Annotated in this window: 9 protein-coding genes and 1 tRNA gene; 2 read left to right on the top strand and 8 right to left on the bottom strand. The window is 41.5% G+C overall.

Translation table 11 applies throughout. The features are described from left to right. Positions 1-270: hypothetical protein (locus ABHC48_RS07525; protein ID WP_243284612.1), on the top strand; the 270-nt coding region annotated here is incomplete at its 5' end. Between the two features lie 286 nt (positions 271-556). On the opposite strand, the gene ABHC48_RS07520 is transcribed toward ABHC48_RS07525, so the two are convergent. The 4 genes from ABHC48_RS07520 to ABHC48_RS07505 form a co-directional block, all read right to left on the bottom strand. Then, positions 557-625: transfer RNA gene (locus tag ABHC48_RS07520), tRNA-Gly, on the bottom strand. Positions 626-691: 66 nt separating this feature from the next. Then, positions 692-1,150 (bottom strand): CYTH domain-containing protein, encoded by a 459-nt coding sequence (locus ABHC48_RS07515; RefSeq protein WP_195700419.1) that lies wholly within the window; start codon positions 1,148-1,150, stop codon positions 692-694. A gap of 138 nt (positions 1,151-1,288) precedes the next feature. Next, positions 1,289-2,824 (bottom strand): 4-alpha-glucanotransferase, encoded by a 1,536-nt coding sequence (malQ, locus tag ABHC48_RS07510; RefSeq protein WP_195700418.1) that lies wholly within the window; start codon positions 2,822-2,824, stop codon positions 1,289-1,291. 436 nt (positions 2,825-3,260) lie between these two features. Then, the gene (locus tag ABHC48_RS07505) at positions 3,261-4,445 is read right to left on the bottom strand and encodes a DnaJ C-terminal domain-containing protein (protein WP_195589188.1); all 1,185 of its coding nucleotides are present in this window, start codon (positions 4,443-4,445) and stop codon (positions 3,261-3,263) included. Between the two features lie 536 nt (positions 4,446-4,981). Here ABHC48_RS07505 and ABHC48_RS07500 point away from each other — a divergent pair. Next, positions 4,982-6,352: an MATE family efflux transporter gene (locus ABHC48_RS07500; protein ID WP_195700417.1), complete on the top strand. Its 1,371-nt coding sequence runs from the start codon at positions 4,982-4,984 to the stop codon at positions 6,350-6,352. A gap of 75 nt (positions 6,353-6,427) precedes the next feature. On the opposite strand, the gene ABHC48_RS07495 is transcribed toward ABHC48_RS07500, so the two are convergent. The 4 genes from ABHC48_RS07495 to ABHC48_RS07480 all read right to left on the bottom strand — a co-directional run bounded on the left by ABHC48_RS07495 (position 6,428) and on the right by ABHC48_RS07480 (position 12,062). Further along, complete coding sequence (locus ABHC48_RS07495; protein WP_173719362.1) at positions 6,428-6,871, bottom strand: hypothetical protein; 444 nt, start codon at positions 6,869-6,871, stop codon at positions 6,428-6,430. Further along, entirely contained in the window at positions 6,871-9,927 is a 3,057-nt protein-coding gene (locus ABHC48_RS07490) for a glycoside hydrolase family 3 protein (RefSeq protein ID WP_195700416.1), read from the bottom strand. Before ABHC48_RS07490 ends, ABHC48_RS07495 begins: the two co-directional genes overlap by 1 nt. 144 nt (positions 9,928-10,071) lie before the next feature. After that, positions 10,072-11,091 (bottom strand): ATP-binding protein, encoded by a 1,020-nt coding sequence (locus tag ABHC48_RS07485; RefSeq protein ID WP_195700415.1) that lies wholly within the window; start codon positions 11,089-11,091, stop codon positions 10,072-10,074. 257 nt (positions 11,092-11,348) lie between these two features. Further along, positions 11,349-12,062, bottom strand: coding sequence for a LytTR family DNA-binding domain-containing protein (locus tag ABHC48_RS07480; protein WP_118582663.1), 714 nt, complete (start codon positions 12,060-12,062; stop codon positions 11,349-11,351). Positions 12,063-12,073 lie beyond the last annotated feature (11 nt).

The following is a 12,073-nucleotide window of genomic DNA, read 5'->3' as shown; positions in this document are numbered from 1 at the left end:
TGTGGTGACTTAACAATACTACTTGTAGGACTTGGTTTCCACTGCTTTTTATTAAAGTGTAAAGAAAAACTGCGCCATAGCCTTGGCAGGCCATCGCGCAGCGATTTTGTTCAATTTGAAATTGTTGTCTTCGATACTCCAGCCCTCTTTGCCACCTCTGCTATTGTTACTTTTTTATCTGCCATAAATCCCTCACCTCAACTCTTACTGTCAGAAACCAAACTTTTTGTTTCTAACTTAATGCCAGTATATCCTATTTTGTCCAATTAGTGAAGCGGTTTACTAAACAAATAAAAAAAATTAACTAATCTTTTTTTCTCAATATCAGATTTTGGTAAATCGGTTTAGTGGAACGGTTTAGTAAAGCGGTTTACTTGTGAAATCTGAATTTATTATATTTTCGATTATCGGATTTGTCAATAGACTTTCTCATTTTTTATTTTTTTTGTACAAAATACATATTTTAAATTTGAAAATTTTGTGAACTTTATTTTTCAAGTTCTAGGATGCGCTTTTTTTCACAAAAAAACCGCATCTCTGCGGTCAGTCACTTATAAGCAAATAACGGAAATCGCCCCGCCCCTCAGCTTGGGAAGCTGATGTTCTACCAATGAACTATATCTGCGAACGAGTTTATTATAGTACCAGCATCTCCAAGATATAAGATGTGTACTGCAATTTATGGGAGATTTTACACTCCCACTCCTTTACTCAAGGTACTGTTGTGATACTCTGTGGAATACGTCACATCCTCCCCGAACCACTTTGGCGGCTGGTAAGCGTGAGCGGCTTCTTCGTTTGGGAATTCCACTTCTGCCAGGAGAAGACCTTCGTAGGGGGCTTTGAACACGTCCAGTTCGATGGACAGGCCGTCTTTCTCGGGGATCACATAGCGGATCTTGGAGATCACGATTCCGTCTGCTTTGGGTTTTAAGTGCTCATAAGCTTCTTTTGTCAGCGGCAGATTGTATTCCTCTCTTGCCAGAAGTCCCTTTGATTTATAAGTCAGATAGTAATTGTCATTGGATTTGCGGATCCGCACTACCGGCTCTGTGCACAGATAGCCCTGCTCAATTGCCTTGCTTGGATACTGTTCCAGGTTTTCCGGAAGGTTTTCTCTCTTAATAAGAAACTTTCTCTCAATTTCCAACTTAGTTTCCTCCTCATGTTTTTTATGAAAAGCACAAACTTTTCAGCTCTCCGTATATACAAAATTGAGGGCAAACACCCTTGCCCTCAATTTTACTCTTCTACTTTTTTTTATGCAACAACTGATTAAATATTAAATTTATTCCTTTTTCTCTTCCACCGGATCCGGGGTCCAGTTTTTCCTTCCGAATCTGGTTGCCAGCGTCAGCATTTCCTTCTGCAATTCTTTGCTGAACTGTCCTTCTTTCAGGCGCCACTTCCAGTTTGTTCCCAGAGTGGATGGCTGATTAATGCGGGCAGAATTATCAAGCTGCAGATAATCCTGAATCGGAATAATACATCTTCCGGCTACACTTCCCATAACCAGACGGATCATATTCCGGCAGATGCCTTTCTCATCATCGTGGAAGTTCCACAGATATTCCCGAACCATATGACGCTCCTCAGGAGTGATATCCCCATACCAGCCAAGCAGTGTCTCATTGTCGTGGGTTCCGGTATAAACCACACAGTTATTTGTGTAGTTATGAGGCAGATAATCACTGGCATTTCCAGTATCCCGCTCATCAAAGGCAAACTCGATTACCTTCATGTTTGGATAACCGCTCTCTTCCACAAGACGCTTCACAGAATCAGTCATGAAACCAAGGTCCTCAGCAATAATGTCCTTGTGTCCCAACCGATAGGAAACGGTGCGGAAAAGATCCATTCCAGGTCCTTTTTCCCACCAGCCACGTTTTGCATCCTTGTCACCATATGGAATCGCATAATATTCATCAAATCCACGGAAATGATCAATGCGGACAACATCATACATATTAAAGCAATGTGCCAGACGTTTGATCCACCACTCGAATCCGGTATTTTTATGCACATCCCATCTGTACAGCGGATTTCCCCAAAGCTGTCCTGTTGCAGAAAATCCATCTGGCGGACATCCGGCTACCTGTGTAGGCTCGTTATTTTCATCCAGTTTGAAAAGTCCTGGATTTGCCCAGGTATCTGCGCTGTCCATGGCAACATAGATCGGAATATCTCCGATAATACGAATTCCTCTTCTGTTTGCATACGCTTTCAGTTTCGCCCACTGTTCATAAAATTTGAACTGCATATACTCCTGGAATTCAATTTCAAAATACAGTTCTTTTCTGTAATAATCCAGTGCATTATTCCAGCGAAGACGGATGTCCTCCGCCCATTCTGTCCACGGAATTCCCTCAAAACGATCCTTCACCGCCATAAAAAGTGCATAATCGCCAAGCCAATGCGCCTGCTCCTGCTGGAATCTTACAAAGTCAGGATTTTTGGAAATATCGCTTCTCTCATAGGCTTTACGAAGAAGTTTGTATCGTCCTTTGTAAATTTTCTCATAATCCACATCATCTTCTCTGGAACCAAAATCCACAGCATCACACTCTTTTTCCGTAAGCACGCCCTCTTCGATCAGGTCTTCCAGACTGATAAAATAAGGATTTCCTGCAAAGGTGGAAAAAGACTGATAAGGTGAATCACCGTAGCTGGTTGGTCCAAGGGGCAGAATCTGCCAACAGCCCTGTCCAGCTGCCCTCAACTGATCCACAAACTCATAGGCACTTTTTGAAAAACATCCAATTCCGTATTTTGAAGGCAGACTACTGATTGGAAGCAGCACGCCACATTCTCTCTGATTTCCCATTTTTTCCTCCCTGTTCAAAAGCATCATACTTTAGCATATATTGTTACACTTATTACAGTTTAACATACATGTTTATATCATGCCACAATTCATGTACTTAAATCAATATCATTTTTTCAAGAAATATAGTGTTTTTTCTAATAATAATGATATTTCTTTTTATTCTTCACCAGACAGGACACAGAACCGGTCAATCCCAGAGCTTCTGCCATATGCGTTTTCTCTCCTTTTTGCTTTCCCGATCTGTAAAGCAGCACAAAAAATCCGAAATCGGACCTTTTTTAATAGATTTAGTCCGATTTCGGATTATGATCAAGACATAGAAACAAACTGCTTACATGCATTCAGCTTAGATTTAGCAAACCAAATTTTATACATGTAAGCTATATTGTACCTTTCGCTTATTTAATAAATAGTTATTTAATAGCAGGCAATTTTACGCTGTTCGGCTTCCTCTTGTACCAGCCATTCTGGTACTGGTATCAAATTCACGAAGTTTCCGTTTGGATTCCTCGCTTAAATTTCTCGGTACCTGAACCTGGACGGTTACGTACAGATCACCGTAGACTCCAGCTTTTCCCATTGCCTGGATACCTTTTCCTTTCAGACGGATCTTGCTGCCAGACTGTGTGCCTTCCGGGATACGGCACATTACCTGGCCATTCAGGGTCTGGACTTTTGCCTCACCGCCCAGAGCAGCTGTGATGAACGGCACATTTACGGTGGTGTAAACGTCGGTGCCTTTTCGCTCAAAGCCAGGGCGCTCGCCTACATGAACCTTCAGAAGAAGATCCCCTGCGGGAGCACCTCCGTAACCTGGATTTCCTTTGCCTCTCAGACGGATACTCTTGCCGTTGTCAATTCCGGCAGGAATGTGAACTTTCAGAGTCTGTTTGCCACTGCCGTCTGCACCAGAAAGATTAATCAGCTTGTCGCAACCAAATGCTGCCTCGTTGAAGCTGATGGAAATTTCTGCGTTCAGGTCCTGGCCTTTCTGCTGGTGACTGCCACTAAAGCCGCTATTGCAGCTGTTTCCAAAGCCATCTCCATAACCGGTACCATCAAAACCTCCACTGCCGAAACTACCATTAAATCCGCTTCTAAAAGAGCCGTTTTCAAAACCAGAGTGACCAAAACCGCTTCCTCCAAATCCGTGTGCGGAACCAGCCTTTCCAGAATTACTTCCTCCTCCGAAGCCTCCTCCAAACAGATTCTTCAGAATATCGTCCATGTCACCACCTTCGAAATGAAATTCCTGATAGCTGCCATCCGGACTTCTGTAAGCACCGCTATGACTATTTCCAAAACCGCCAAAGCCACTGAATCCAGAGCCGTCAAAGCCACCGTTTCTATTAAAGCCACCTTCACCATATCCGGCACCGCCAGCACCTTCTTCAAATGCTGCATGACCGAACTGATCATAGAGTTTTTTCTTCTCAGGGTCACTGAGCACATTATATGCTTCTGTGACTTCCTTAAACTTTTCTTCAGCATCCGGATTTCCCGCGTTTGAATCCGGATGGTATTTCTTTGCCATCTTACGATAAGCTTTCTTTATAGCATCTTTATCCGCGCTGCGACTGATTCCCAGCACTTCATAATAATCTCTCTTTGCTCCCATACTGGTCACCTCTGACTCCTCATATTGCGAAATAAATTCATTACTGCCCACAGCTTTCATCCATATACTTTGTAATATATTTTCTGAATACAGTAATGTCAATTTATTGTAACTATTCAGTATCTACAAATTCCCCGGAATCTCTTCCGGGGAATGCTGTTGTCCATCTCCCGAACATCCACGGGAAATAACTTTTATTTTTGTTCTATTTGTAATATAACATTCATTCTTTTAAAAGTCAAGGTATGGAACATAATTTCATATTTTTTTCACATTAGGCTTTTTCAAACAGGCTTTAGAGTATTTTCAAGGTTACTGTTCACTGGTAACATTCCGCGAGGTGTTTTTTGTGAACAAAGTTCACAAAAAACCCGAGAATTGCGGCGCGAAATCATGCGAATGCATGATTTCTGTGCATCGCGAAGCGAGTTACTGGTCACGGAGTGAATAGTAACTTTTCAAGTCATATTTCATCTTCTTAAAATGCGTTTTCTATGGTATAATAATGATACTTTACTATTTTCAGGAGATCTAAAATGAAAAAGAAACAATTAAATCTCACCTCCGGTCCTATTTTACGGACTTTGTCTGAGCTGGCACTGCCAATCATGGCTTCTTCCTTCCTGTCTACCGCCTACAACATTACAGATATGGCATGGATAGGAATGCTGGGCTCTAAAGCAGTGGCGGGTGTGGGCGTGGGAGGTATGTATGTCTGGCTCTCCCAGGGACTTTCTTCCCTGGCAAGAATGGGAGGACAGGTAAACATGGCGCATTCCCTTGGAAGAGGTGACCAGAAGACTGCCGCAGGCTTTGCACAGGCGGCTCTGCAGCTTACCATACTCTTCTCTCTTTTTGTTACCTTGATCAGTATGTTATTTACGAATCCGCTGCTGCATTTTTTTGCATTAAATGATGCAGAAACTTACAACAGTGCCAGAATTTATATGCGGATCACCTGCGGGCTGATCCTGTTTTCCTTCCTTTCCCAGGTGCTGACAGGTCTTTTCACAGCCCAGGGCGATTCCAAAACACCATTGAAGGCAAACTTCTTTGGCCTGATACTGAATATGATCCTTGATCCGCTTCTTGTTCTTGGTGTAGGACCATTTCCCAGATTAGAAGTTGTAGGAGCAGCAGTTGCAACTGTTACCGCACAGATTATAGTTCTGCTGATCCTTGTTACAGAAATTCTCCGTGACCACGGTGAAGCCAATGTACTACACAAAATCCGTCTGCTTTCACGACCGGATATTGCCTGTTTAAAAGGTGTCTTTCGCATTGGAACCCCCACTGCGCTTCAAGGAAGCCTTTACTGTATCATCTCCATGATACTCACCCGAATGGTTTCCGGATTCGGGGACGGTGCTATTGCCGTACAGCGTGTAGGCGGACAGATTGAGTCCCTTTCCTGGAACACAGCTGATGGTTTTGGCTCCGCCCTGAACGCTTTCATGGGGCAGAACTACGGAGCAGGAAAAAAAGATCGAATCAAATCAGGATACCATATTTCCATTCGGCTTCTGATATGCTGGGCTGCACTGATCACTATTGCCTTTGTATTTTTCCCGCGGCAGATTTCTGTGCTCTTTTTCCACGAGGAGGAAGTTATCCGGCTTTCCGTTGATTACCTGCGAATCATCGGATTTTCCGAAATTTTTCTCAGCGTGGAAATGATGACTGTGGGTGCCCTGTCTGGTCTTGGACGGACACAGCTTTGCAGTCTGATCAGCGTTGGCCTGACTGTTATACGAATCCCCCTTGCACTGGTTCTGTCAAACACTGCACTGGGACTGAATGGAATCTGGTGGGCACTGACACTTTCCACCGTTTCAAAGGGAATTATTTTTTATTTTGTGTTCCAGTATATTTGCGAACATAGTTTGTTAAGAACTACAAACAGATAAAAAAAGATCCGACAGATGGTATTTTCATACCTGTTCTGTCGGATTTTTTTATAATTAAGTTTTACACTTCTGAAATTATTTTTCAGAAACAACCACCTTCATTGCATTCTTTTTCTCTCTGCTCAGGAAACAGGATACGATTTCCAGCACCAGCATGATAACCATAACCACCGCTGTCACAATAATATAACCGATCACACCAGAAGAACCGAACATGGAAATTCCGTTCAAGGCATCTGCAAAAGTGTTGATACTGTTTACGATCATTTTTCCAATGGAAAGTGTAATAAACACAACTGCAATCAGATTGAAAATATCCGCAATCACATAATCTGCAAATACGTAAATCCCACAGCACATAATGGCCAGTACAAGATAAAAATCAACAGCTTTATTAAACTCATTTACACGGTTTGCGTTGATACTGTAATAAATAATGCAGAACAGGCCGAGCAGAATATTTAATGCATTAAAAATGCCGCTGATTCTTTTTCCTAATATCTTATCTTTGATATTCATTATGCATTTTCTCCTCTCTTTTTACTCCAAACCAGCATTTCCAGATAGTAAAGTACAATAAACAGTATAGTAATTGTTCCAAATCCAATTGTTGCCGCTTTCAAAGCTGTTTTCCACCATGGAGTAATATGTACTACATGAGAGGTTTCATCCAGTCCATTAATCAGGATAGAATGAACCTGTGCATAAACATTGTGCTTGGTTGCATTACGCAGAGTCTGAAGCATGTAACCGTCACCATTTTCGATGGCTTCCGTAACCATGTCTTTACTGAGCACTACAGAAGAATCATCGGAAGCTCCGAATCCTGCCATATCCCAGCACCAGTAGTCAAGTCCTGCTGTAATGTTAGAAGTATAATGTTTCTTGTAATCCATATTTACAACCGCATCAGAAGTAACATGTCCTTTGTAAGCCCATTCTCCTCTCATAACAGTTGTAAGAAGTGCTGAGGAGCTTCCGCAGTAAGTGCAGCCGATTCTGTTAAATGCTGTCATACAACCCATTGCGCCGCCTTTTGTATAAGCTCCCTCAAAAGCTCGCAGATACTGCTCACGAAGAGCCTGTTCATTGGTAAAGGTTGCCGCACTCTCACGATGTGCTTCCTGGTCGTTTACAACCATGTGTTTATAGCCAAGGATAATTCCATATTTCTGAACGTTTTCAGCAACAACAGTTCCTACCAGATATCCCATGTTTCCATCTTCAGAATAGTAAGCAGAAGCTCGTCCGTTAAACTGTGTACGATGGCAGTTCGGGCCGCCAGACCAGATTTCTGTTGCGCCCATAAAATAAGCTTCATTTGCAGTCATGCTGCTTCGTTTCGCAACATCATCTTTATTCCAGGTGCAGGTCATAACAACGGTGGAAGGCCATACAATACCGGATTTTCCAGTAAGTTTGAAAGTTACCTGCTCCAAACAGTCCATATCATCCCCACGGTAGGTAGACGGCATTGCAATACTCTCAACTAGTACAGAACCGTTCTGGTCAGGGAGAATAGAAGCCATTTCTTCTACCGTGAGTTGGTCAAGGAATTTATCCCATGTGGCATCGTCATCGTAATCTACATCTTTCATTGCAACAAAGTTAATGCCAGCATCTACTCCCTGGGTAAAATCATCTACAGATGGTGCATCTTCTGGTTCTGTATAAAGATCACCATTTAAAGTTTTCATCATATCCTCAGTTGCAGTTACAGAAACCTGCTCTGCTGGATATGTTCCCTCCCAGTCACTTCTGGAAAGATAAGTTACAGTGTCTGTTCCAAGGTTATTTAAATTGGCATCGTCGAACTGGTTTGTTACTTCCATATCAGAATAGCGGGACATTTTATAGGACTCTGTATCCAGTTTTGCATTGTTCCAGGAGTATGCTTTCTCTGCATCTCCTTTAGCCTTCTCGCCCAATGCATCTGTCATTCCCTTGGCACCTTTTGCAGCAAGAATATTGTTCAGGGCATCGTGTGCATCATCGCCGATGGCAAAGTAATAATCGCCTTCGCTTAAAATATAGCCTTTGGCATTGGTGTAATCGTAGCTTGCAAGGAGATATCTTTCTACTGGAATTTCCAGTGTCTCAGAAGCACCTGGCGCCAGGATATCTGTCTTATCAAAGCCCACAACCTGGACTGCAGATTTCTCCACATTGTTCTCTTTTTCATAATCCCCATATGGGGTCTGTGCATAGACTTCTGCAACAGATTTTCCAGCTACATCACCAGTATTTGTCACGGTAACTTTTACGTTGTAAGTATCTGTTGTTTCGTCATACTCTACACCATCAAGGGTCTGGGAAAAGGTTGTGTAGGAAAGTCCATAGCCAAATGGATAAGCGATTTCGTCATTATAATTCCATGCTTTTCCAGTTGAGGAACCAACTATACTGTCTGCATTTCCGTTTCCAAGTACGGTATCCTCATAACGGGTTTCATAATATTTATATCCTACATAAATATCCTCTGCATAGATCAGATAGTTGGAAACATACTGATCGCTGTCTGAACAATATTCCAGAACCTCATCCAGATTCGCCCACTCTGGCGTATTTTTCATCTGTGCATAGGTGATAGCCGGAGCTGACAGGGAATTTTTCGCATAGGTATCAACCAGTTTTCCAGATGGGTTCGCCTCTCCTTGAAGCAGATTTACAACACCTGTAAATCCAACAATACCAGGGGAACCAATCCACAGGCATGCATCCACATCATAATCATCCAGGTCTCCAAGCTCCATAGCCCAGTTAGAATTTACAAGAAGAATAATTTTCTTAAATACGCCCTGCTCTTTCTGTTCTTTCAGCATATTCAAAAGATCTTTTTCGTCCTGATGAAGAGCCAGCTGACTGATTCCCTCTGAATCTTCAAGAAGAAGGTCACAATCCTCACTTGCCTGTCTTGTAAGCATAACAACAGCTGCATCATTATACTGATCCTGCCAGCTATTTTTCAGATTTTCTGTGTAAAAATCTGCTGGTGCTTCTCCAATCTGCGGATCGTCAACAGATTTTACACGCATATAACCGCTCTCCTGATAAGCCTTTACCATTGTCTGATTAACATCATAAACGGACTCCATTGCTCCAAGATAAGTTACCAGTTCCTGGGTAGAATTAGCCGTAGAATGATAACTGTAAAAAGGTCCTGAGTAGGATTGCGGACCGCCAAAACCTGTACTTCCAGCTACACTTTCCGTACTCTCAATAGAATTTTGTCCAAAAAGTGTAATGCTGCTTCCAGCCGCCAGTGGAAGTGCATTGTTGTCATTTTTCAAAAGAACAGAACCTTCTTCCTGTTCTGCAACTGCCTGTGCTGCCGCATCATCCTCCAGCTGCTGCAGCTTATCTCCATCATAAATATCAGTTCCATAATCGCTTTTATAATAATCTGTATCAACATCTAAGCCTTCATCCGAAACTGTCTTTGTAGTTTCAATGCCAAGCACTGTGTTTAGTCTGCCCTCATAGGCCTCTGCCACAGGAGTTCCTATGGACACAACTGTAAGCAGACAAGCTGAAACAGCACCCAGACCACGGGTGATTTCCTTCTTGATTTTCATATGTTTCCTCCCATTTGATCAACAATAAATATTGTTTTTTGCTTTTCATGACCGCGCGTTCATCATGGTCAGGAGCTTAACACATACTCAAAAAGGATATTTTAAGATTTCGTAACAGGCATTCCAGATTTCGTAATTTGCACTTTATTTTGCGACAGGTATAATAATCGTCAGGCTGAACATGTGATTTTCCGCTGTAATATCCATACTTCCATTATATTTTTCCACACATTTTTGCACACTTTTCAACCCATATCCGTGACCATCATGTGCATTTTTTGTAGTCACAGGAAGCCCTTCTGAAAAGTTTATTTTCTCGTTTTCCATATAATTCTGTATCTGAATAAGGAGCAGATTTCCCTTGGTCCAAATAGATGTGGAAATCACTTTTTTCTCTTCGTCAGAAACCATAAGTACACTCTCAATTGCGTTGTCAATTACATTTCCAAGAATAGTATATAAATCCACAGCAGATATAAAATCCATTTTCTTCCCGTCTGCCACACAGGTTAATTCTATGTTATTTTTCATGCATACCAGTCTTTTCTGGGACAGCAAAGTATCCAGAACTTTACTTCCGGTTTCCACTTGAGAATCATAAGACTGGATAGTTTTACACACCTGTTCATAGTATGCTTTTTGCTGTTCTTCATCTGAGAAAAGCTTCAGTGGCTCCAGCTGTTTTTTTAGATCATGGCAGATCAGATTGATCCGCTCCACATCATCCTGTCTCAGCCGGAACAATTCCTTTTGTTTCAGCCGAACCTGTTTTTCCAGATCCTGCTCTCTCTGTTTATTCAATTTATTTTTGTAATCCATCTGTTCCCATAATACAAACAGACAACAAATCAGATCGTATGCTTTACATAGGTAATAGAGATTATTTTCTTCTGCATTAAACATGGTATCTGCTGCAATACTAAGCCCCAGAGCGAGCATGATAATAAGGAAAAACGACATCATAGAGAAACGAATATCCACATCATAATGTCCATTTTCAGGTAATTTTCTTCCGATAAACCAGTACAGCAAAAGTGCAATGCACACTGCACACACAATATATGCCGGTGCATAAACCGGTATTCCATGAACTGGTCGAAACAAAATCAGATATACACAATAGCTGATATGCTGTACTGCATAGGCACATGTAACGCTATACAAAGCCTCTTTCCAGGAAATTTCGTATGCAAAATAACTGCTGAATACAAACAAGGTAAACTGCATGATGTATGTAAAAAGCCCATGAGAAAAGGGCGCAGAACAACATACGGATATCAGAAAGCCAAGGACAATTCGCCATGCAAAGTGTTTTCTTTTCTGAATTCCAATTGAAAATAACAGTATGATTGGGAACACGTTGATTGAAAAAAATGCATGTCCTATGTATATGGGAATTTGGGATAAAATTTCTGATACCATCAGCGCAGCCCTCCTTTGTAATAATCAAGTAATGCCTGTTTTACCTCTTTTTTCTTCGATCGGCTGACTTTTAATTCTGTTTTATCATTCAAGGTTATAATATCCTTTTGAAAATCTGTGACGTATTTCATGTTAATGCAAAAGGAACTGCTGCAGCAGATAAAATGATAGTCTGCCAATTTTGCCGCAAATTCTTTCAGGGTAGAAAGAAGCTGATATTCTTCATCTACCGTAAAAATATGCAGCCAGTGATCACGAATCTCCACATAAACAATCTCATCGGAGGACACTTTTTTCATCCCGTCTTTGTATTCCAACAGAATATTAACAGACTCCTGGCCTTTCACAGACTTCAGGGCTTTTTCCAGTTTCATAGAAAAAGAAAAATATTTTATAGGCTTCAGGACAAAGTCCAAGGCACCCACTTCGTAACCATTGATTGCATATTGCGCCATGTTGGTTATAAATATAATCAGCACTCTTTGATCCCTTTTTCGGATTTCTCTGGCAGCATCCATACCATTCATTTTTGGCATTTCAATGTCCAGTAAAAGAACATCATATATGGGTTCGTATTTAAATACCAATTCATTTCCATCTTGAAAAAAAGACGCCTGGATATCTATATTTGTTTCTTTTTTGTAACGCTCAATATATTCGGAAATTGTCTTCTGGAATGAGGGATCATCCTCTGCTATTCCAATTCTGAACATCCTATTGTTCT

This window comes from Ruminococcus sp. 1001136sp1 (assembly GCF_039841815.1).
Classification (GTDB): Bacteria; Bacillota; Clostridia; order Lachnospirales; family Lachnospiraceae; genus Blautia_A; species Blautia_A faecis.
The sequence above is the reverse complement of the archived record's forward strand: the minus strand, read 5'-3'. Positions and strand labels throughout refer to the sequence as shown.

What these genes read in the sequence shown, in the direction of transcription:
- malQ (WP_195700418.1), bottom strand. Translation starts at nt 2,824, where the DNA reads ATGGGAAATCAGAGAGAATGTGGCGTGCTGCTTCCAATCAGTAGTCTG.
- ABHC48_RS07505 (WP_195589188.1), bottom strand. Translation starts at nt 4,445, where the DNA reads ATGGGAGCAAAGAGAGATTATTATGAAGTGCTGGGAATCAGTCGCAGC.
- ABHC48_RS07500 (WP_195700417.1), top strand. Translation starts at nt 4,982, where the DNA reads ATGAAAAAGAAACAATTAAATCTCACCTCCGGTCCTATTTTACGGACT.
- ABHC48_RS07495 (WP_173719362.1), bottom strand. Translation starts at nt 6,871, where the DNA reads ATGAATATCAAAGATAAGATATTAGGAAAAAGAATCAGCGGCATTTTT.
- ABHC48_RS07490 (WP_195700416.1), bottom strand. Translation starts at nt 9,927, where the DNA reads ATGAAAATCAAGAAGGAAATCACCCGTGGTCTGGGTGCTGTTTCAGCT.
- ABHC48_RS07480 (WP_118582663.1), bottom strand. Translation starts at nt 12,062, where the DNA reads ATGTTCAGAATTGGAATAGCAGAGGATGATCCCTCATTCCAGAAGACA.